This is a genomic window from Streptosporangium sp. CA-135522, assembly GCF_050949235.1.
In the GTDB taxonomy this organism is placed as follows: Bacteria; Actinomycetota; Actinomycetes; order Streptosporangiales; family Streptosporangiaceae; genus Streptosporangium.
Map to the genome: position 1 here is coordinate 8,298,966 of NZ_CP192026.1, position 21,506 is coordinate 8,320,471.

The following is a 21,506-nucleotide window of genomic DNA, read 5'->3' on the forward strand; positions in this document are numbered from 1 at the left end:
GTTGGCCATAACCGGTCCGCCGGCACCAGACACCTGGATGATCACATGACTCCACCCGGTGGGAGAAGGCACGCCCGGGACGCGGGAAGGCTCTCGGCGTCAAGATGGATCATCATCGGCCTGGCCGGCGCCCTCGTGGCCGCGGCCGGCATCTACGCCTTCGCCTCCGGACGGCAGACGACGGCCGGGCGGGCGCCGGTGGTGCCCGGAGCGACGGCTCCGCTCTCGTCATGCGCCCCGACCGCCGCTCTCGTGCCACCCTGCGGAGCCTGGTGGGGCATGCACGTACCACCTAACGGCGATCGGAGACTGGTTCCTGACGTGGTCGCGATGGAGCAGCGGATCGGCCGCAAACTCGACATCACCATCAGCTACCACGACATGTCCAACAGCGACGCCGGACGGTTCTTCCGGGACGACGAGGGCGATCTCGGCGCCGAGCGCATCCTGTTCCTCGGCTGGGAGTCGAGGATCTGGGACGAGAACATCGGCATCCCCTGGCGCGACATCGCGGCCGGCGACTACGACCAGGCGATCGCCGACCAGGCGGCGCGGGTCAAGAAGTACGGCAGGCCCGTTCTCGTCGGCTTCGACGGGGAGAAGGACCGTGACGAGAGCGGCCAGACCCCGGCGGAGTACATCGCGGCCTACAAGCGCATCGTCGACGGCTTCCGGCGGGCGGGCGCGACCAACGCGCTCTGGGTCTGGGGCGTCACCGGCTACTACCCGTTCCGGGACCGGTGGAAGGCCTACTACCCGGGTGACGCCTACGTCGACTGGATCAGCTACGACCCCTACAACTTCGCGGCCTGCCGCGGCGCCGCGTGGCAGGACTTCGCCGAGACCGTCCGCCCCACCTACGAGTGGTTCCAGCAGAACGGCTTCGCCGGCAAGCCGCTGATCCTCGCCGAGTACGGCACGGAGAGCCACCGCAGCGACACCGCCGCACGGGCCGACTGGTACCGCGACATCCCCGAGGCGATGAAGACGATGCCCAACCTCAAGGCGATCATCCAGTGGAACAACACCGACGCGGACGACTGTGATTTCTCGCTCACCGGCCCGGGCGTTCTGGAGTCGTTCGCCGAGGTCGGCAAGAACCCCTATTTCCGGCAGCCCATGGCCCGGCAGGCCACCGGCTGAGACCCGGGAGCCGGCGCCTATCCGGCCGGCTTGGCGGCCATGTCGGGGGCGGGCGCGGGGGTGAAGAGGAACACCTGGTCGCCCTTGCCGGTGCAGCCGTTCTGGGCCAGTTCGGCCCCGACGTCCACGTCGGCCACGCCGGACAGGATGCCGACGCATCGGCTGTTGTGCAGGGGCCGGAGCACGAAACCCCTGGGCTCCCGCGGGCCGGCCTGCTCCAGGAGGAAGCGCTGGTAGGCGGCCCCGGTGCAGTTCGCCGGTCCGATCAGAGCCTCGTCGCTGTCCCGCGCGTGATCGACCGTCAGGCAGCCCACGCCGTGGACGGGATGGTGCCACTCGATCTGGTAGACGTTCTGCCCGACGGCCCGCAGGTAGGTGTCGGGGGAAAGGCCGCGGCAGGGTCGCTGGACGGCCAGTTCCCGGGTGGTCCTGCGGTTGCGCTCCCGTCCTTCGCCGACGCACAGGTCACGGTCGGCGACGTGGGAAGGGGTGATCCGGTACCAGCCGTCGGCGAGCACGGACCCAGGAAAGGAAGAACTCGGGGCCGGCGCCGGCGCGGACCCCGGCGAGGAGGAGCCCGGAGTCGGTGACGACGCGGGTCCGATCGCGAAGGCGCCTCCCAGCGCCCCCACCGCGACACCGGCCACGGCCAGCACCACCACGATCGCCGCCACCGCCACCACGGGCCGTCGCCACCGTCCTCCCGTGGCTCCGGCGGCTCCTGCTGCACCCGCGGTTCCGGCGGCTCCCGCGGTTCCTTCGGCCGTCGGGACGGCGGGCCCCGGACCGCTGGAAGCCGGCTCGGCGGGATCCGGGATCGCGGGATCGGGTACGGCGGGAGCATGACCGGAAGCATCCGGCGTGGAAGGACCAGGCGCGGAAGCATCCGGAGCGGAGGAACCCGGCGCGGAGGAACCCGGCGCGGAGGAACCCGGCGCGGAGGAACCCGGCGCGGAGGAACCCGGCGCGGAAGCATCCGGAGCGGAAGGACCCGATCCGGGTGGAGCCGGAAGCGGCGAAGCGGGAAGTCCCGGGCCGGGAAAGCCTCGGTCGGAAAGGCCCTGTTCGTCAGGGCGGGAATCCGGGGGACGGAGGATGCCCTTCCGCTGCGACTCGGCGAGAGGGCCGGCGCCTCCGGCCTCCTGGACGGGCAACGACGGCCGCGGGGCGGCGGATGCGGCGATATGCCTGCGGACGGCGACCCAGCGGGCGACGACCGCCTCGTCCACCCCGCAGGCCCGGACGAAGGTGGCGACCAGTTCCTCTCGCGGCAGCGCGGCCCGGCTGAGCGCGCCGACCGCCGTACTGGGAGGCAGGACGTCGCCGGACGCTTCCGCCTTGGCGGCCAGTTGCCGATAACTCAGACCGGACCACTGCCGCAGCCGCCCCAGGGCCATGACGAACTCCGCCGGATCGGTGGCGTCGTCCGGGCCGGGGGGAGCGCCGAATGTGGACGACAACGCAGCTTCCCCGTTCGCCGACGATGCTTGACGAGCGGAACCCTAACCTGCGTCGGTGACAAAACGCCACCCTCCAGGTCAGAGCGGACTTTTATCAACTTTCCGCGCGACCTGGAGGGGACCAGGGTGGTTATTTATCAGTTATGTTCTGTTTGTGGGAAGTTGTTCACTGATCTCTGCGAGTGACGTAAACATATTCGCCGAGGTTGAACCCGGACTCCAGGCCGCCGTCGGCGTCCCACCGGTAGTGCACGCCGAGATAGAGCCGGCTGAGCGCGTCCTCCTCCGCCGCCGCCTCGAAGCTGGTGAAGGTGCGCTCCGTCACCGTGGCGTAGGGGTCTTCGGTCTTGGCGGTGAAGGTGAGATCGTGGCCGAACCATCGCTGCATGACGCCGGCCCAGGCTCCGGCGAAGGTGGCGTGGCCGGAGATGTACGCGGGGAAGGGAGGGGAGAACGGCTGGCCGCTCAGCCCTGTCGACAGGGGGTGCCAGTTCTTGTCCGCCGTGGTCGCGTCGTTGTTGTCGAGATCGGCGGACTGGATGGCTGATTCCGGCCGCCACAGGTCGATCGGGGTGGCGTACTTCGCGTCCCAGGCCACGATCGAGGCGTCGGCCAGCGCCATGGAGACCAGGTTGAACAGCTCGGCGTTCTCGGCCTGCTTGAGCCCCTTCGCCTTCGAGACGGCGATGGTGATGTCGAGCAGTTGCCCCGGCGGCTTGTAGGTGCCGTCGACGTCGTTGGCCCAGAAGTGCGCCGCCGCTGTCTGGTCCGCGGTGCGCGTCGTGGACGTCGCCGACCCGTAGGACTTCACCTCGTTGACCTGGTCCGCGTACTGCGAACTGCGCAGGAGCCCGTCATAGGAGGAGAATCCGGCCGGAGGCTGTGGCCGGAACTGCGTGCCCGACGTCATGGCGAACGGCTTGAGCCGCCCCACGTTCGGGTCGAGCGCGTTTCCCGAGCCGGTCGGACGCCACGATCCGGGAACGTTGTCCGGCGTGTAGGCCTGGTCGAAAGCCGGCTCGTCCCCCGAGCGTTCGGCGATCATCAGAGCGGCGATCTTCTCTCCGTCCGCCTTGCCACCCGCGACGTAGGCGGGGTTGACCCAGGAGGGGATCTGCGCGGTGGCGGCGTTCAGCTCCGCGGTGAAGTCGACGCCGGGAAAGAGGTTCCTCAGGACGCCGTAGGCGGCGGCGTCCATGGTCGCCTCGATCGAGTCGTTCGGATTCTGCTGCGTGATCCGGGGAAGGTAGGTTCTCGGCGCGGCGGGCCAGTTGGCGTCGTGCATGGCGATGTTCATCATCGCCGCGGCCCGTGCCAGCCGTCCCGGAGACGCCTTCTCCCTCTGGACAGACCGGAACGCCTTCAAGAGGGCGGTGTTCCAGTGCAGAGCATGATCGAACGACGACGCCTGCGGCGGTGGCCCCGTGACCGCCGCAGTCGCCGTCCGCGGCACCCCGGCCGTCATGCATACGGCGACGAATGTGGCGAGAGCCAGACCGGCGGCACGCCTTCGGGTGAACGATCTCTTCAAAATACGACCTCCGCGTAATGCCACTGATGCCGAAATGTCGGCAAGTGGGAGGAAACACGATGGATCGTGAAGGAGATCCGAGGTAACCCACAAGATCACTGCTGTCCGGAACAGTGCGGAACAGTGCGGAACCTTTCAGGAAGAAGCCAGAGCCGTCAGGGAGCGGAGAAGAATCCGCGCGGAGTAAAGTCGGGGCCAGGCATTCGCATCGGCTGGGCCAGGAAAGGATGCGCGTGGAGGGCAGGAAGGCCGAAGAGCTGGTCGACGACTCGACCGCCCGCCCGACGAGATCATCGGCCTGCGGCCCGGCTTCGCGGCCCGAAGACGACCAGCCCGCGGAGAGCGCGCTCCCGGCTGCCCTCGAAGACCCCGGCGAGCCCGAGGAACCGGCCGGTGACGCCGAGACCACGGTCATCACGGTCCGCCAGGAGCCCGACGCGACCCGCGACCTCTGGAAAACCGAAGTCCTCGAAGGTTCCGAAGACTCCCGGGAAACCCGGAACTTCCGGAAGATCGGAGAGACTCGCGCCGCGGAGGCCGGCCAGGCGGGGAAAGACGCGCCCATCGAGCCCACGGAGGAGACGGCGACCGGCACCGGACACGCCGAAGAAGACACCGACACCGGGCACGCGGAGGAAACGGCGACCGGCACCGGACACGCCGGAAAAGACACCGACACCGGGCACCCCGGGAAACAGACACCCGACGGAGGTGGAGACGGGGTCGCGGAAGACGGGGCCGCGGAGGGGGCCGTGATCCTCCTGCCGCCCGTCGAGGACATCTCCTCCGTCACCACCTGGCGCGTCCCCGCTCCCCGCGAGGAGCCTCGCGCCGGGGAGGCCGGCACCGGTCCGGCCCTGTCCGTCGTCATCGTCACCGGGGCCGGCGGCTCGCCCGCCCACCTGTCCTCCGCGGTCGCGGCGTTGCGCGCCCAGCAGCCGGCTCCGGAGGAGATCGTGCTGGTCGTCGACCACTGTCCCGAGCTGGCCGCCTGGGCCGAGGCCACGCTCGACGGCGTCGTGGTCGTGCACGACCGGGAGGTCGCCGGCGCGGTCGCGGCGCGGAACCGGGGACTGGCGAGCGCGCGGGGAGAGATTGTCGCTTTTCTCGACGGCGATTGCCGCCCCGAACCCGGCTGGTCGGCGTCCCTGCTGGCCGCCTACGCCGATGACGACGTGATCGGGGTGCGCGGCCGGGTCATCGTGCGCTGGAGCACCGGCAAGCCCGACTGGTTCCCCGCCGAGCTGGCCTGGGTGCTCGGGGTGCCGTGCACCGGCTCATCCGCCGGCGACGGCCGGATCGACGACCTGTACGGCGGTGCCCTGTCGCTGCGCCGCGAGGCGCTTGCCGAGGCGGGCGGCTTCCCCGAAGAGCCCGACCCCCGGCCGGGTGACGCCGTTACCGGGCCCGCCGGCGGGATCGCGACCGAGCTCCGGTCCCGGCTGCGCGAGCTGAGGCCCGACGGGAGGCTGCTCGACCAGCCCTCGGCGGTCGTGCGGCTGGAGGTGCCGGCGCACCGGGCCCGGCTGTCCTCCTTCCTGTCCCGATGCCTGGCCGAAGGCCGGTCGCAGGCCGGTGTCCGGCGGCGGACCGGCGGGCGGGACGGGCTGGCGGCCCACCTGGCTCCGATCAGGAGAGGACTGCCCAGAGCCGTATTCCGGGCGGTGACCTTCACCGGTCCCGCCGACGTCAAGGGATGGAAGGCCCTGCTGGTCATGCTCGCCGGCCTGGCGGCGGCCGAGCTCGGCTACGCGGCCGGGCGGCTGCGCACGACGCGCGCCGAGGGGATGCCCGTGCGGGCGAGCACCTGGACACGCGTCCTCGCCCGTGCGGCGCTACCGGTCGCCGCCGTGCTCTGGGGGCTCTCGCTGCGCCAGGTCGATCTCGACCGGATGACCGATCTGGGGCTGCTCACCGTCCTGCCCGCCGCGTTCTGGGCCGCGATCGTGGTCATGGTCGCCGGGTTCGTCGCCCTGCTCGGCGACCGGCGGGCCCTCGAACTCTGGCACGCGGGTTACGTGCTCATGCTGATCGCCGTGCTGCATGCGACGCCCGCCCTGCTCTACCCGTCGCTTCGCTATTCGTGGGCCTGGAAGCACGTCTCGGTCATCGACTACCTGATCCGGCACGGCGCGACCGACCCGGAGATCGGGCCGCTGTCCGCCTATCACCGATGGCCCGGTTTCTTCTCCTTCTTCTCGCTGATGACGGAGACGGCCGGGCTGCGTGACGCGCTGGGCATCGCCGCCTGGGGGCCGGCGGTCTTCAACACCGCGATCCTCCTGCCTCTGCTGCTGCTGTTTCGCACGGTGACGCGCAACCGCCAGCTGGTCTGGGGCGCGACGTGGGTTTACTTCTCCTGCTCATGGGTGGGACAGGACTACTTCTCCCCCCAGGCCACCACGCTGGTGCTGTATCTGACCGTGCTCGCGGTCGTGGTACGGCGCTTTCGCCGGGGAGCGATCGGATCGGGCGACGACCCGCACGGGCTGGCCGCGCAGCCGCCCCCCGTCTCCGGCACGTCCACCCGCCTGGTGTGGACGTGCCTGCTGGTCGTCCCGATCCTCGCGATCGCCTCGTCCCACCAGCTCACGCCACTGGTGCTGACGGTCGGGCTGGCCGCCCTGTTCCTGCTGCGCCGGCACCGGAATCTCGGCGTTCTGCTCATCACCGGTCTCATCGTGGTCGTCTGGGACGCCGTGGCCGCCTGGCAGCTTCTGGAGAGCAGATTCAGCGACATCGTCGATTCGCTGGGCGATGCCGGCGGCAACCTGGACGACGGCTTCATCACCCTCGGCTCGGCCTCCCCCGGTCAGGTGATCGTCGCCTATGCGGATCGGGCCCTGTCCGGCGGGTTGTGGCTGCTGGCCATCGCCGGCGCCCTCGTGCGCCGCGGCTGGCTCAGACGATCGGGTCTGCCGCTGCTCGCGATCGGGTCGAGCCCGCTGCTGTTCCTCGCCGCGGGAAGCTACGGCGGCGAGATCATCTTTCGCGTCTACCTGTTCACGTTGCCGCTCACGGCCTTCCTGGCCGCGGCCCTCTTCCTGCCCTCCCGCCGGGCGGCGGTCCGGGCGGCGGTGCTGCCCCTGGTCCTGTTGCTCATGGTCACGGGCTTCTTCTTCGGAAACTACGGCAAGGAGCAGTCGAACTATTTCACCGCCGACGAGGTCCGGCTCGTCCGGGAGGTCTACAGCGTGGCCCCTTCCGGCTCGCTGATCGTGGCGCCCACGTTCTTCCTTCCCGCGGCCTACGACTACTACGAGCGCTACGAACACGCCTGGCTGGATGAGCTGCCGCCGTCACGCGCCGCCGTACGCGGCCTGCCGGACTACGTTCCCACCCTGCCGCAGCTGGTCCGCGATCCGCTGCCCTCGCTGGTCGGTCTCATGTCGAAGCTGCCGCCCGGCGCCAAGGCGTACCTGGTGCTCAACCGCGCGCAGAAGAGCGCCACCGAGACCGCGGGGATCTTTCCCCGGGGGACGGTCGACCGGTTGAGCCGGGACGTCGCCGCGTCGAACCGTTTCCGGGTGCTGGCCCGCAACTCCGGCGGCGTCGTCTACGAACTCGTCCCGGAGAAGCCATGAGCCGATCGCGCTGGCCGTTGCCGCTGCTAGCCGCCTCCGGGTGGCTCACGCCGCTCGTGACCCAGGTCGCGAACCCCGGCCCGCTGCGGATCGCCGTGTCGGTGGGCTTCCTGCTGCTGTGCCCGGGTGCCGCCGTGCTGGCCCTGGTCCGTCCCTTGCTCGGCCGCCGCGACCACGCGGGGGACGCCTTGGAGAGCCTGGCGCTCACGCTGGTGCTCAGCGTCTCCATCGGCGTGATCGTGAGCGAGGCGTTCTTCCTGAGCGGCAGGTTCACGATGTCCGCCGCGGTGACGGCGCTGGCCGCCATCACCTCGGTCGCGGCCCTGGGCGCGCTGTTCACCGTACGGCGTGCCCGGCGGGAGCCGGACCGGAGCCCGCCCTAACGCTCGTCGAGCGCCCGGTGGGCCCGTGCGACCAGCGTCGGCACGGAGGCGCCGACGTGCTCGAACCCCTCACCGACGGTCTTGCCCTGCACGAACCGGGCGTGGATGCCCTCCACGATGACCGCCAGCTTGAAGTTGCCGAACGCCACGTAGAAGTCCAGGTCGGTCAGGTCCGCCCCGGACGCCCGCGCGTAGTGCGCGGCGAACTCCTTGGTGTCGAGGAAACCCGGGGTGAGTGTGATGTCTCCGGCCAGCGGGATGGAGGAGCGCTCGGTGTCGCCCGGATCCTGCCAGTAGGTCAGGGTGAGTCCGAGGTCGGCGATCGGGTCGCCCAGGGTGGACATCTCCCAGTCGACCACCGCCCGGATCTGCGGGTCGGCACCCGCCGCCAGCCGTACCAGCGTGTTGTCGAGGCGGTAGTCCCCGTGTACGAGGGCGGCCGGGGAGCGCTCGGGCAGGCGCCGCCGCAGGCGCGCGGCGAGCCGGTCGTACTCGGGAAGGTCGCGGGTCTTCGAACGCGTCCACTGCTGGCCCCAGCGTTCGAGCTGGCGGGCCAGATAACCGTCGGGGCGGCCGAAGCCGGCCAGGCCGACCGCGGCGTGGTCCACCGCGTGGATGGCCGCGAGCACCTCGGCGAGCCGCTCCGACAGCGCCCTGGCCTGCTCCGGTGACAGGTCCGCCTCGTCACGGTTGCGGAGGGCTTCGCCCTCGACGTGTCCCATCAGGTAGAAGGGCGCTCCGATCACGTCCTCGTCGGTGCAGAGCGCGACCGGTTCGGGCACCGGCACCGCCGTCCCGGCCAGCGCCGAGATGACGCGCCACTCCCGGCGCATGTCGTGCGCCGTGGGCAGGACATGGCCGAGAGGGGGACGGCGCAGGACCAGGAGGCGGGTGCGCGTCTCGACCCGATAGGTCAGGTTGGATCTGCCGCCGGAGATGAGGGAGATCCCGGTGGGCTCCCCCACCTCGGCGACGTTGGCGGCCATCCAGGCGACGAGACGGGACCGGTCGATGCCAGGCGTGCTCATAGCCCACCATTAGAACGCCACTCGGCTTTCATCGCCAGCCGGGAGCCGATCAGTTCGGCGATCACCAAGGCCCCCCTCCGGACGTCGGCCAGCGAGGCGGAGCCGTACCCGATCACCAGTCCGTGCCTGCGCGTCTCGCCGTGGTGGTGGCGGCCCGCGGTCGAGATCAGCAGCACGCCACGCTCCTCCGCCCTCTCCAGGAGCGAGGGGACGACCTCCGCAGGAAGCTCCACCATGACGTGCAACCCCGCGGTGTCTCCGGTGACCATGGAGCCGAGGACCTCCACGATGGCGGCGCGACGGCGGGCGTACTCCAGCCGCATGCGACGCAGATGACGATCCAGGTCCCCGCGCTCCATCATGACGGCCACCGCCTGCTGGGCCGGGCCGCTGGTGCGGTCGCCCAGGTCCGTGCGGACCTGGGCGACGGCGGCGAGCAGATCCGGTGTGGCGACCAGCCAGCCGACGCCGACGTCGGGGGCGAGCGACTTGGAGAGCGTGCCGAGCAGGACCACCCGCTCCGGGTCGAGGCCGTGGAGCGCGGGCAACGGGGCGACGTCGTAGCGGAACTCGGCGTCGTAGTCGTCCTCCACGACGATCGCTCCGGTACGGCGGGCCCAGGCGAGGAGGCGCTCCCTGCGCGAGACGGGCAGACGTCCGCCCAGGGGGTACTGGTGGGCGGGGGTGGTGTAGAGCACGCGCAGGTCGTCGGGGAGGTCGTCCACGACGACACCGTTGTCGTCGACCGGGCAGGGCACGATCTCGGCGCCCCGCGCGGCGAAGACGTTCCTGGCGACCCGGTAGCCGGGGTCCTCGACGCCCGCCCGCTGCCCGGCGCGCAGAAGCGTCGCGGCGACGAGGTCGAGACCGTTGCCGGTGCCCCGGGTGACCATGATGTTCTCCGGCCCCACGGCGATCGCCCGGGCCCTGCGGAGGTGCTCGGCCAAGGCCTCGCGGAGCCTTGGCAGGCCGTAGGGGTCGGGGTTGTCTCCCGGCGGGAGGTCGGCCGCCTTGCGCCACGCCCTGCGCCAGGCCGCCTCGTCGTAGTCACGGACCCACGGCTGTCCGGGCCGCAGGTCGATCAGATGCTCACCGCGCCCGCGCGCGGCGGTCCGGCACGGTACGGCCGGGCGACTCGGCTCCTCGGGGCCGTCGCCGTGTCCGGTGGCGGCGTCCCCGGAGCCGGAGGCTGCGGGGGTGTGGATGACCAGGTCCGCCACGTAGGTGCCCGAACCGTGGCGGCCGTCGAGCCAGCCCTCGGCGTAGAGCTGCTGGTAGGCCTCGGTGACGACGGTGCGGCTGACGGACAGCTGGCGGGCCAGGGCACGGGTGGAGGGCAGACGTTCGCCGGATTTGAGGGTGCCGTCGCGCATGGCGGTGCGAAGCCGGTCGCCGAGCTGAACGGTGAGGGCGACCGGAGACCCGCGGTCGACTGAGACGGGCAGGTCAACTGAGGTGCGCGGCAAAGTGGTCTCCCGGAAGCGGCAAGAAGTGGATGTGTTCTCGATGTCCACTTCTTCCTAGGTTAGAGCCATGCTCTCTTCGACTCCCCGCACCGCTCTCGGCCGCTCGAAGGATCGGGGCCGGACCGACCACGAAGACCTCTATCGGGTGCTGGACGCCGGACTGATCTGTCATCTGGGCGTCGTGGTGAACGGCTGCCCGATGGTCGTCCCCACCTGCTACGGCCGGATCGGCGACACCCTCTACCTCCACGGGTCCACCGGCGCCACCTCCCTGCGCGGCGCCGATGAAGTCTGCGTGACGGTGACGCACCTGGACGGCGTCGTACTGGCCCGCTCGATCTTCCACCACTCGGTCAACTATCGCTCCGCCATGATCTACGGCCGTCCCCGCGTCGTCGAGGAGGACGAGGAGCGCCTGGCCGGCCTGCACGCGATCACCGAGCAGCTGGCTCCCGGCCAGTGGAATGCCACGCGACCGCCGACCAGGAAGGAGCTCGCCGCGACCGCCGTGGTCGCCCTGTCCCTCGCCGAGGCGTCGGTGAAGGTACGGCAGGGGCCGCCGCTCGACGAGGAGGAGGATTACGCGCTGCCGATCTGGGCCGGGGTCCTGCCCCTGCGCTCATCCTGGGGCGCTCCGGAGACCGATCCCGCCATGGCCGTGGATCTGGAGGTTCCCGAGCACATCAAGACCCGAACCATACCCATTCGGTAAGCCCTCTGTGGCAAACCAGGCACACGGAACGCACGTCTCATAAGGGAGGACTCTCACCCTGACGCTGGAGGGCGGCGATGGCGGTCAGCGAATGGCACCTTCCGGGCTACACCGAGCTGCGCGAGCTCGGCGCGGGAGGCGGCGGCCGGGTGGTGCTCGCCCGGCACGACGAGTCCGGCGCCCAGGTCGCGATCAAATACCTGGCCGAGCCGCTCAGGCGGGATCCGGGCTTCCTCGCCCGGTTCCGGGCCGAGGCCAGGCTCCTGGTGGAGGTGGCCGACGACAACGTGGTCCAGCTCTACGAGTACGTCGAGGCGGCGGGGGGCGCCGCCATCGTCATGGAGGCGGTCAACGCCGTCTCCCTGCGGGAATTGCTGCGCGAGCACGGCTCGACCGGGCCCGAGGCGGCCCTGACCGTTCTCAAAGGTTCGCTCATGGGGCTGGCCACCGCTCATCTGAGCGGGCTGGTTCACCGGGACTACAAGCCGGAGAACGTGCTCGTCCAGGCGGACGGCGCCAGCAAGCTGGTCGACTTCGGCATCGCCGTGCGAGCGGGAACGGCCGACCACCCCGCGGGCACGCCGCCCTACATGGCGCCTGAGCAGTGGACGGGCGAGCCCGCCTCACCCGCCACGGATGTTTACGCCGCGACGGCGGTCTTCTTCGAGTGCCTGACCGGGCGCCGGCCGTACCGGGCGATCGACCGGGCCGTGCTGATGCACCAGCACCGCAACGCGCCGATCCCAGTGGGGGAGGTGCCGGAGCCGGTCAGAGCGCTGGTCGCCAGGGGCCTGGCCAAGAATCCGGCGGACCGGCCGGTCGGCGCCGCCGGATTCCTGACCGAGTTGGAGGCCGCGGCCGTCGCCGGGTACGGCGAGGACTGGGAGGAGCGGGGCAGGAGCAGGCTGGCCGCGCTGGCGGCGCTGCTGCCGCTGCTGTTCCGGCTGCACGCCCCCGGCCCGGCCGCCGGGACCACGTTGTTCCGCACCGTACTCGGCACGCTGCGCAGAAGAGCCGTGGGAGTCGCGGTCGGGGCGGGAGCGGTGGTGGTCGCGGGCAGTGTCGGCGCGTACGTACTGGCCGGCGAGCGGGCGCCGGAGGTCCACCGGATCGAGATCGCCGCCGCCGAGCCGTCCACGTCGCCGTCCGGCCCGGCCACCTTCTCACCGCCGCGGTCGTCCGCCGCCGCGTCCCCCTCCGTGTCTCCCTCAGCATCTCCCTCTTCGTCCGCGTCTCCCGAGTCGTCCTCCGCGGGGTCGCCGGCCGAACCGTCGCTCTCCTCCGCCCCCACCGGACCGGCGAGACCTCCGGTGAGGACGGGCAGGCCCACTTCCCCGGCGCGGCCTCCCGAACCGACCCACGGCCCGAGACCGACGCCCACGCCCACGCCCACGCCCACTCCGACACCCACACCGACACCGACGCCCACGCCCACGCCTCCCAGGCCGGAGGTGCGGCGGGTGGACGTGCTCCGGGCCGGCGTCGGCGCACGGGGGACGGCTGTGGTCTCTGTCGCCGTGAGTGCCGGCAACACCCGGCAGGTGCGCCTGCATGTGACCTTCCGGGTCGGCAGGGCGGTACGGCAGGCGACCGTGCCGCTGGCCGGGGAGACGAGCTACACACGGACGATCAGGTTCACCTTCCAGGATGTGGCCTGCGATTCCACCTGGAGCGTGGTGGCGACGAGCACCCCGCCGGGCGGTTCCGGCAGCGCGAGCGGCAGAACCGGGCCGTGCGCCGAGCCGACACCGACGCAGACACCGACACCGACACCGACCTCCGAACCGACACGAACCTCCGAACCGACGCGGACCTCCAGGCCGACCCGAACCCCCCGTCCGACCCCGACACACAGCCCGACACGGACCTCCGAACCGACGCAGAGCTCCGAACCGACACGGACCTCCCGTCCGACGCAGACCTCCGAACCGTCGGTCCCACCGGCGAAGACCCTCGAACCGGATCGAGGGCCGGGAGAAAGGTCGCCGGGGGGCGCCGGACCATCCGTGGAGGCCGTTCCGGCGGGGGTCCGTGAACCGTGATCACATCGCTCGCCGGCGCCTGGTGAGCGAGATGTTCAGGTCTGAACGAGCCTGTCGGCGTGCTCGGCCTCGTCCTTCCGGACGGGGCTGGGCCGTGCGCCGTGGAACCGCCAGCGCGTGGTGACGCCGTCCGGGCCGTCGAGGCCCGCCCGGGACAGGGCCGCCTCGATCCGGCCGCGCACCTCGGCCTCGGCCGCGGGTTCGGCGGCGAACAGCACGCGTAACCGCGCCTCGTCGCCGGAGCGTTCCGCGGCGGTGTGGTGCGGCGCCAGTGGACACGGCGGCTCGTGCTCCCAGTGGCCGCACAGCGCGGCCGTGACGGCCGCCCCCGGGGCTTGCGGGTCGCCGCCCGCTTCCATGGTCACGACCGCGTCGTGAGCGAATGCCTGGCGCACCGGCCCAGTATCCACCCGGTCGAGGTCGCCCTTCCCCGCCTGTCCCCGGTGTCTGTCCCCGGCCGGCTTTTCCCGTGCCCCGACAACGAGCCGAGCGAGAGCCGTTTAGTGATTAATGAGCATAAATTGATGATCTATCGCTAAGCTACGGTCCGTCTGTTATGGGTGGGGGCCCAGACATCTGAGGAGACCGTTATGTACGGCACGCCATCAGCCTGGCGAGTCCCCGGTTACACGGAAATTCGTGAGTTGGGCGCAGGCGCCGCCGGGCGCGTGGTGATGGCACGGCACGACGCCGATGACATCCTGGTAGCGATCAAATACCTGTCCGACGAGCTCAGGAGCGACGTCGGGTTCGTGGCGCGCTTCCGGCACGAGGCGCGGGTGCTCAACACCCTCGACAGCCCTCATACGGTCCGGCTGTACGACTACATCGAGACCGGTGAAGGCGCCGCCATCGTCATGGAGCTGGTGGACGGCGTCGCCCTGCGCGCGATCCTCCGCTCGGAGGGACCCACCGGCCCCGAGGCCGCGCTGCTCGTGCTCAAGGGCGCCCTCCTCGGGTTGGCGACCGCTCACACCGCCGGCATCGTCCATCGCGACTTCAAGCCGGAGAACGTGATGATCGAGGCCGACGGCACGAGCCGGCTCGTCGACTTCGGCATCGCGGTTCGGTCCGGCGACGGGGACACCCCCGCCGGCACGCCGCCCTACATGGCGCCCGAGCAATGGACGGGCGCTCCGGCCGGTCCGTCCACCGACGTCTACGCCGCCACCATCGTGTTCTTCGAGTGCCTGACGGGCACCCGGCCCTTCCGGGCGACCAACATCGCCGCGCTGGCCAGGCAGCATCAGGCGATGCCCCCGCCCGTTGAGGAGGTGCCGTCGGCCCTGCAGGGCCTGGTGGAGCGCGGTCTGGCCAAGCACCCCGCCGACCGGCCGCCGACCGCCACCGCCTTCCTCACCGAACTGGAGGCGGTCGCCGCCGACGCCTACGGGCCGGACTGGCAGGAGCGCGGCCGCCGTCGCCTGGCCGGACTCGTCGGGATCATGGCCTCTCTGCTCCCGCTGGAGATCCAACGGCCCGAGACCAGCACTTCGCTGGCCGAGACCGAGCTCGGTGGGCGCGGCACGAAGTCCGCCTCCGAACGGCCGTCCCCGCTCAGCAAGATGAGCGCCAAGATTCTCATCGGCATCGGGTGCATCGCGGTGATCAGCGCCATCGGCGCGGTGCTGGTCAGCTCCGGCGACAGCACCACGCTCCGGGCACAGAGCTCGGTCACCACGCCCACCGCTCTCGGGTCCGAGCCGGTGGAGTCGGTCCTCCCGGACGACGACACGGACGACGCGGACAAGACCGATCCGCCCACGCAGGAGCCGACGCCGAAGGCCACGCAGGAGCCGACTCCGACCACGAGCCCCGCCGAACCGCCCTCGGCCGCGCCCACCCGTAGGCCGACCCCGACACCCAAACCGTCGCGGACACGCACCAGGAAGCCGACGAAGAGCCCGTCCACGCCGACCAGACGGCCCTCACCGACCCCCACGCAGGAGGAGGACGGCTCCGCACTCGGCAACGTCGACGACTCCCGGCCTTCGAGCCCGCCGGCGAAACCGACCCCCACCCCGACGGCCGCCCCCACGCAGACGGCCCGGCCCACGACCCGGCCGACCCCCCGGCCCACGACCACCACATCTCCCTCGACCCCGCCGAGCTCGCCGACCACCTCCTCCGATCCGGAGCCGACGGGCGGGGAGAGCTCCGGCGGGGGAACGCCGAGTCTGACCTCCTCGCCCACTCCCCCGATCGAGACGGCTCCTTCGGCGCTCCTCGCCCTCGGGCTGGTGACGAGCGGCGCGGTTCCGTTCACACTGGCGGTGAAGCGTGGTGTGGCCGGACGGCACCGGAGGCGGCGGTAGGTGGCGGAACGGGTTCGACGATGAACACCGACGGGGGAAGTTTCGCCGGATTCCGGCTGACTCACCGCACCTGGACCGATGAGTTGGGCACCTGGTCGTCGGCGGTCGCGGCCGACGGACGGGCGGGTGGCGCGCTCAGCTTCGACCCGCGGCTGGTCGCCGATCCGGCGACGCGCGAGCGTCTGGTCGCGGCCGTGGTCGCCGATCGCAGGCTGGCCCAGAGCGGTGTGACCGGGCTGGTCCCGATCGCCGACCTGGTGGCGGCCCAGGGCGAGGTCTGGCTGCTGACCGCCGAACCGGTCAGCCCGACCGTGACCGACCTGCTGGCCGAGACGCCCGGTGTCCCGCGGCCCGACGCGGGCAGCGCGGCCACCGTCCTGGCGGAGATCGCGCAGACGCTGCTGGCCGTGCACGCCGCGGGGCTCGCCCACGGGGCGCTGCATCCCGGCAACGTGGTGATCGCGGCGGACGGGTCCGCGCTGCTCGCCGAACGGGGCCTGGCCGACGCGATACACGGCCGCTCTCCCGCCCCGGAACGCGACGTCGCCGCCTGGGTCTCGCTCGCCCGGGGCCTGGCCGCGAGCTGGGCCGTGTCCACACCGGGGGCGGCCTCGCTGTTCGAGCGGGCGGCGACGACGGCCTCCACCCACGGGCTCGCCGCGGCCCGCGACACCCTGCTCGCCGGACGTGACCTGCTGCCGCCCGGGTTCACCACCCGTGACAGGCTGCTGGAGACCCTGCAACGGTGGTCGGCGCACGATGCGCGGGCCGGGAGCGAGCGGCCGGCTCCTGCCGTCCCTCCGGACGAGGGTGACATCGTCGCGCTGCTGCACGTTCCGAGGACCGGCGAGAGCCGTACCGAGGACGTGGTCATGCGGTTCGGCCCCGGCGTGCCCGTGGAGACCACGGCCGCGCAGCTCTGGCGGGCCGGCCGGGACCAGCAGACCGAGCCCCCCTCCGACAAGCTCCGGGTGCTGGGCGCCCCCGCGCGGCGACGGCGTCGCCGCGCGGTCCTCTCCTCGGCCGTCCTCGCGCTGATGGTCGTGGGCATCCTGGTCGCCTGGCTGCTGCGTTCCCCGACGGTTCCGCTGGCGGTGACGGGACTGGACGTGATCGCGCCGAAGAAGACGCAGGGGTGCGGCGCGAACGTCAAGATCAGGGGTCTGCTCACCACCAACGGCTCGGCCGGGGAGGTCCGCTACCAGTGGAAGCGGAGCGATCGCAAGGACACCATCGAGCAGACCGACACCGTGGCGGCAGGAAAGACCTCACACGAGGTGATCCTGCAGTGGACGGTCAAGGGTGAGGGGAGCTTCAAGGGAACGGCCACCCTGCGGGTGCTCTCTCCCCTGCCGGAGGGCAGGAAGCTTCAGGACAAGGCGAGTTTCACCTTCAACTGCTAGAAGCTGTCCAAAGGTCCATAATGCACGGCAAACCAGTTCTTACTACTCTGGCCGCCATGACCACGCAGACCCCCGCCGGCTGGTACCCCGATCCCTACGGCTCGCCACAGTTGCGATGGTGGGACGGCAACCAGTGGACCGATGCCACCCACCAGGCGGACGCGCCCGCCGGACAGGGGGCGCCCCAGGCGTCCCGGCCCGGACCGGCTCCCCTGCCCGCAGGGGAGCCGAGCGGGCCCGCGGGGGTGCCCGCCGGACCCGCGGGGCCGTGGAACCAGCCCGGGCCGTTGAACCAGCAGGGCCCCACTGGGCCGTGGAACCAGCAGGGCCCCACGGGGCCGTGGAACCAGCCCGGTCTCCCGCCCCAGGGGCCGGGGACGTCCCCGGTTCAGCAGCCGCAGTGGGGTGCCGAGTCCCAGGGCGGGACCACGATGCAACTGCCCGCCGGCGGATACGACCTGCCCACCGGTCCACCGCCCCGCAGAAGCAACCCGTGGCCGTGGATCCTGGGCGGCGGCGGGGCCGTGATCGTGGTCGTGGGCATCGTGGTCGCCGCCATGTTCCTGCTGAACCCGAAGGGCAATGTGATCGCCCGGCCCACCCCCGTACCCACGGCGACGGAGCAGGAGCCGACCTACGAGCCGTCGCCCGAGCCGTCGCCCTCTCAGTCGTCCGAGGATCCGGACCGTAACACCGACCTGCCCCGGCCGCAGGGCGGGCGGCTGGAGGACCCCGCGACCGGACTGTCCTACGAGTTCCCCGGTTCCCCGTGGACGGTGCCTCCGAGCGTCGGCGGCGGTCCGCTCGGCTTCACCTGGACCAGCGCGCTCACGGCGCCCTCCCAGGAGAACTACGACGGCCAGGGCAACAACTGGCTCGGCAACATCTTCGCCGGAGAGCTTCCCGACAAGTTCGGCTATGACGGGGTCAAGAGCATGCGGGCGACCACCGCGACGCTGTTGCTCGCCGTCGAGGAGAACTTCTATTCACCGAAGCACCAGCGGAAGATCCTGCAGAACAAGGCGATCCAGGTGAGCGGCAAGGACGCCTGGCTGCTCATGTTCGACATGGACTTCTCCAAGGAGTCGGCGGCCAACGGCTGGAAGTGGAAGAAGGAGCGGGGCGCCTTCGTGCTCGTGGACCGGGGGGCGGGTGCGCGCCCGGGGCTGGTCTACGTGTCCGTACCCGACAATCTGGATGTTTCCGTGGTCGGCCGAGTGCTCGACTCGCTCAAGCTCTCCTGAAGGGAGTACTACCCTGAAGGCTATGAGTGACCTGCTGGTCTGGATCGACTGTGAGATGACCGGGCTCGACCTCGGCCGAGACGCGCTCGTCGAGGTGGCCTGCGTGGTCACCGACGGCGAGCTGAACCAGCTCGACGAGGGCGTGGACGTGGTCATCAAGCCTCCGCCCGAGGCGCTGGAGCAGATGTCGGAGGTGGTCCGGGAGATGCACACCGCCTCCGGGCTGTTGGACGTGCTGGGCGGTGGCGTCACGCTGGCCGAGGCCGAGGCCCTGGTGCTCGAATACATCAGAAGCCACATCCGGGAGCCGAAGAAGGCCCCGCTGTGCGGCAACTCCATCTCCACCGACCGCTCGTTCATCGCGCGCGACATGCCGGCTGTGGACACGTTCCTGCACTACCGGATGATCGACGTGTCCTCGGTCAAGGAGCTCGCCCGCCGGTGGTACCCGCGGGTCTACTTCGCCTCGCCGGAGAAGCAGGGCGGCCACCGGGCGCTGGCCGACATCGTCGAGAGCATCCGGGAGCTGCGTTACTACCGGGCGGCGGTCTTCGTGGCCCAGCCCGGCCCCGACTCCGCCACCGCCCGTGAGCTGGCCGAGACCGTCTCCGCCACCGCGACCTGAGCCGCGCCGGAAACCGAGTGCGAAACGAGTCCTGAAAACCGCTACACTTTCCATGTGCTGCTGCGGCAGACGTGGTGGGCGTAGCTCAGTTGGCAGAGCGCCAGGTTGTGGTCCTGGATGCCGGGGGTTCAAGTCCCCTCGCTCACCCCAGAAGAACGGCCGGTCCTGTCGGACCGGCCGTTCTGTTTCTCCTCACTTTCGACTTATCCACCAAAAATGGACGTTGCGAGTTATGCTCACTGCTATCGCTACGCCGTAAGACCGGGGGTTTCGGCGACCTGACCGTGTTGCAGCCACGGAGGCCGGATGAGAGTCGACGATGCCCCGTTCGACGCAGAGCCCAGAGTCGAGACGGGATTGAGCAGACGCGAGACCGAAGTCATGGAATTGATCGCCACGGGTCGCTCCAACGGGCAGATCGCCCAGCACCTGTTTCTCAGTGAGAAGACCGTGAAGAATCACGTGAACCGGATCTACGCCAAGCTCGGCGCGGACTCACGGGTGACCGCGATCGGCCTGTGGCTGGGGCGGGCCACCCGCGAGGATCCTCCGCGCTTCTGAGAGGCCGGCGACGGGAGAGGTCCCTACGCCGACAGCCGCAGGTCCCGGGAGGCCGCCAGTGCCCGGCCGATGGCGTCCGCGCCCTCCTCCAGCTCCTCGGTGGTGACCGAAAGGGCGGGGCGCAGCCGTACCGACCGCTCGCCGCAGGGCAGGACGAGCACCCCCTCCTCACGCCTGAGCAGGGCCACCAGACGGTCGCGCTCGGCCGGGTCCGGCAGGTCGAAGGCGCACATGAGCCCGCGTCCCCGGGTGTTCTCCATCGTCTCGGGGAACTGGGCCTGGAGCTTCAACAGTGCGGCCAGGAGCTCGTGACCGAGCTCCCCGGCACGTGCGATCAGGCCGTCGCGTTCCACGATCTCCAACATCCGGCGGGAACGGACCATGTCGACCAGCCCGCCGCCCCAGGTGGAGTTGATCCGGCCGCTGACACGGAACACGTTGTCCGGCATCAGATCGACCCTGCGGCCCGCCATGACCCCGCCGACCTGGACCTTCTTGGCGAAGGCCACCAGGTCGGGACGCAGGCCCAGCTGCTGGTAGGCCCAGGGGGTGCCGGTGATCCCGGCGCCGGTCTGCACCTCGTCCATGACGAACAGCGCGTCGTGCTCGTGGCAGAGCGCCTCCATGGCCTGCAGGAACTCGGCCCGCATGTGGTTGTCGCCGCCTTCGCCCTGGATCGGCTCGGCGATGAAGCAGGCGATGTCGTGCGGGTGGCGTTCGAAGGCGGCCCGCGCCTGGGCCAGTGCCCGTTCCTCGGCCGCCTCGACGTCGCCGAAGTGGATCGCGGGCACGTCGATGCGGGGCCAGCCGAACGTCGGGAACCGATCGGTCTTGACCGGATCGGTGTTGGTCAGCGAGAGGGTGTAGCCGCTGCGGCCGTGGAAGGCGCGGGTGAGGTGCAGCACCTTGGTGCCGAGCTCCGGGGAGCGGCCGCACGACTCGTTGTGCCGGCTCTTCCAGTCGAAGGCGCATTTCAGCGCGTTCTCGACGGCCAGCGCACCGCCTTCCACGAAGAACAGGTGCGGCAGCTCGGGATCGCCGAGGACCCGGTTGAACGTCTCGATGAAGTCGGCGAGGTGACTGGTGTAGAGGTCGGAGTTGGCGGGCTTGTTGGCGGCGATCCGGCCGAGCAGGGCGAGGAAGTCCGGATCGTCGTCGAACGGATTCACACCGAGCGGGGCCGAGGCGAAGAAGGTGTAGAAATCCAGGTAGCTCCGGCCCGTGCGGGCGTCGACGAGCCGGGATCCCCGGCTCTGTTCGAGGTCCAGCACCAGCCGGTAGCCGTCGACGAGTAGATGACGAGCGAGACGGCCGTGCACGTCCATGTCCCCTCCACAGTGAGTCGGACAGATGATTCCCCGTCAACGAGGCATCTATATGGAGAGATTACGCAGGCAGACCGATTTTTGTGAAGATTGTTCGGCGATCACACGACGCGCGGAGTGGCCCCCGGGGTGCCTGGCCTGCGGGAACCCAGCGCCTTGACCCGAAAGGCCAGCGCCAGCAGGGCGATGCCGTACACGATGGCCATGGTGCCGATGAGCCAGACGACGGCCAGCGCGCCCGAGGCCGGCCAGACGAGCAGCAGGACGCCGAACAGCACCGACAGCACGCCGCTGACGATGAACATCCACTCCCCCTCCAGTGCCTTGCGCAGCCGTATCGCCGCCACGATCTCGGCCACACCGGTGACGACGGCCCAGCTCGCGATCAGGAACAGCAGGGCCAGCGCGGTTATCCCCGGCCAGACGAATGCCGCGATGCCGGCCAGGATGCTGATGACGCCATAGACGATCATCCACAGCCGGGAGCCGCCGCGACCCGAGCCGAACAGCGCGAACACGCCGTTGACGATGGCATAGGCGCCGAAGACGACGACCAGCGCGTAGGTCGTGATCCCTGGCCACACGATCGCCAGCAGGCCGAACAGGATCGCGCACAGCCCCCGGACCAGATACACCCACCACATGCGAGACAGCTCTTCCATTTGCCCTCCTCGTATGATCGAT

At 70.7% G+C, this 21,506-nt stretch carries 17 protein-coding genes and 1 tRNA gene; 11 read left to right on the top strand and 7 right to left on the bottom strand.

The window, feature by feature from the left end; all coding sequences use genetic code 11:
- Nucleotides 1–45 precede the first annotated feature (45 nt).
- Entirely contained in the window at nucleotides 46–1,143 is a 1,098-nt protein-coding gene (locus ACQPYK_RS39115; RefSeq protein WP_433243021.1) for a glycoside hydrolase family 26 protein, read from the top strand.
- A gap of 17 nt (nucleotides 1,144–1,160) precedes the next feature.
- Here ACQPYK_RS39115 and ACQPYK_RS39120 read toward each other — a convergent pair whose 3' ends face one another.
- The gene (locus ACQPYK_RS39120; RefSeq protein ID WP_433243024.1) at nucleotides 1,161–2,603 is read right to left on the bottom strand and encodes a hypothetical protein; all 1,443 of its coding nucleotides are present in this window, start codon (nucleotides 2,601–2,603) and stop codon (nucleotides 1,161–1,163) included.
- Nucleotides 2,604–2,769: 166 nt separating this feature from the next.
- A complete protein-coding gene (locus tag ACQPYK_RS39125; RefSeq protein ID WP_433243027.1) occupies nucleotides 2,770–4,134 on the bottom strand; it encodes a vanadium-dependent haloperoxidase in 1,365 nt (454 codons plus the stop codon).
- Nucleotides 4,135–4,367: 233 nt separating this feature from the next.
- Here ACQPYK_RS39125 and ACQPYK_RS39130 point away from each other — a divergent pair, with 233 nt between their 5' ends.
- Nucleotides 4,368–7,718, top strand: a complete 3,351-nt coding sequence (locus tag ACQPYK_RS39130) for a glycosyltransferase family 2 protein (protein WP_433243030.1) — start codon at nucleotides 4,368–4,370, stop codon at nucleotides 7,716–7,718.
- Nucleotides 7,715–8,101 carry a hypothetical protein gene (locus ACQPYK_RS39135; RefSeq protein ID WP_433243033.1) on the top strand — a complete coding sequence of 129 codons (387 nt, stop codon included), beginning with the start codon at nucleotides 7,715–7,717 and terminating at the stop codon, nucleotides 8,099–8,101. The genes ACQPYK_RS39130 and ACQPYK_RS39135 overlap by 4 nt, the downstream gene beginning before the upstream one ends.
- Here the strand turns inward: ACQPYK_RS39135 and ACQPYK_RS39140 are convergent.
- Together ACQPYK_RS39140 and ACQPYK_RS39145 are read right to left on the bottom strand one after the other, a co-directional pair.
- A complete protein-coding gene (locus ACQPYK_RS39140) occupies nucleotides 8,098–9,129 on the bottom strand; it encodes a phosphotransferase family protein (protein ID WP_433243036.1) in 1,032 nt (343 codons plus the stop codon). The genes ACQPYK_RS39135 and ACQPYK_RS39140 overlap by 4 nt on opposite strands.
- Entirely contained in the window at nucleotides 9,126–10,595 is a 1,470-nt protein-coding gene (locus ACQPYK_RS39145; protein ID WP_433243039.1) for a PLP-dependent aminotransferase family protein, read from the bottom strand. Before ACQPYK_RS39145 ends, ACQPYK_RS39140 begins: the two co-directional genes overlap by 4 nt.
- 67 nt (nucleotides 10,596–10,662) lie before the next feature.
- On the opposite strand from ACQPYK_RS39145, the gene ACQPYK_RS39150 reads away from it, so the two are divergent.
- Both ACQPYK_RS39150 and ACQPYK_RS39155 read left to right on the top strand, forming a co-directional pair.
- Entirely contained in the window at nucleotides 10,663–11,307 is a 645-nt protein-coding gene (locus tag ACQPYK_RS39150; RefSeq protein WP_433243042.1) for a pyridoxamine 5'-phosphate oxidase family protein, read from the top strand.
- A gap of 77 nt (nucleotides 11,308–11,384) precedes the next feature.
- On the top strand, nucleotides 11,385–13,349 hold the full coding sequence (locus ACQPYK_RS39155) for a protein kinase domain-containing protein (RefSeq protein ID WP_433243045.1): 1,965 nt from the start codon (nucleotides 11,385–11,387) through the stop codon (nucleotides 13,347–13,349).
- 35 nt (nucleotides 13,350–13,384) lie between these two features.
- Here the strand turns inward: ACQPYK_RS39155 and ACQPYK_RS39160 are convergent, their stop codons facing one another.
- The gene (locus tag ACQPYK_RS39160; protein ID WP_433243048.1) at nucleotides 13,385–13,744 is read right to left on the bottom strand and encodes a hypothetical protein; all 360 of its coding nucleotides are present in this window, start codon (nucleotides 13,742–13,744) and stop codon (nucleotides 13,385–13,387) included.
- Nucleotides 13,745–13,939: 195 nt separating this feature from the next.
- Between ACQPYK_RS39160 and ACQPYK_RS39165 the strand changes: the two genes are divergently transcribed.
- The 6 genes from ACQPYK_RS39165 (at nucleotide 13,940) to ACQPYK_RS39190 (ending at nucleotide 19,497) form a co-directional block, all read left to right on the top strand.
- The gene (locus tag ACQPYK_RS39165) at nucleotides 13,940–15,664 is read left to right on the top strand and encodes a protein kinase domain-containing protein (protein ID WP_433243051.1); all 1,725 of its coding nucleotides are present in this window, start codon (nucleotides 13,940–13,942) and stop codon (nucleotides 15,662–15,664) included.
- Nucleotides 15,665–15,684: 20 nt separating this feature from the next.
- Nucleotides 15,685–17,067, top strand: a complete 1,383-nt coding sequence (locus tag ACQPYK_RS39170; RefSeq protein ID WP_433243054.1) for a hypothetical protein — start codon at nucleotides 15,685–15,687, stop codon at nucleotides 17,065–17,067.
- Nucleotides 17,068–17,123: 56 nt separating this feature from the next.
- Entirely contained in the window at nucleotides 17,124–18,311 is a 1,188-nt protein-coding gene (locus ACQPYK_RS39175) for a DUF2510 domain-containing protein (protein ID WP_433243057.1), read from the top strand.
- Nucleotides 18,312–18,333: 22 nt separating this feature from the next.
- Nucleotides 18,334–18,936, top strand: coding sequence for an oligoribonuclease (gene orn / locus ACQPYK_RS39180; protein WP_433243060.1), 603 nt, complete (start codon nucleotides 18,334–18,336; stop codon nucleotides 18,934–18,936).
- Between the two features lie 74 nt (nucleotides 18,937–19,010).
- Nucleotides 19,011–19,086, top strand: a tRNA-His gene (locus ACQPYK_RS39185).
- A gap of 156 nt (nucleotides 19,087–19,242) precedes the next feature.
- Nucleotides 19,243–19,497 (top strand): helix-turn-helix domain-containing protein, encoded by a 255-nt coding sequence (locus ACQPYK_RS39190; RefSeq protein ID WP_433243063.1) that lies wholly within the window; start codon nucleotides 19,243–19,245, stop codon nucleotides 19,495–19,497.
- A 23-nt stretch (nucleotides 19,498–19,520) separates the two neighbouring features.
- Here the strand turns inward: ACQPYK_RS39190 and lat are convergent, their stop codons facing one another.
- Nucleotides 19,521–20,822, bottom strand: a complete 1,302-nt coding sequence (lat, locus tag ACQPYK_RS39195) for an L-lysine 6-transaminase (RefSeq protein WP_433243066.1) — start codon at nucleotides 20,820–20,822, stop codon at nucleotides 19,521–19,523.
- A 101-nt stretch (nucleotides 20,823–20,923) separates the two neighbouring features.
- On the bottom strand, nucleotides 20,924–21,484 hold the full coding sequence (locus ACQPYK_RS39200) for an HdeD family acid-resistance protein (RefSeq protein WP_433243069.1): 561 nt from the start codon (nucleotides 21,482–21,484) through the stop codon (nucleotides 20,924–20,926).
- Between the last annotated feature and the right edge of the window lie 22 nt (nucleotides 21,485–21,506).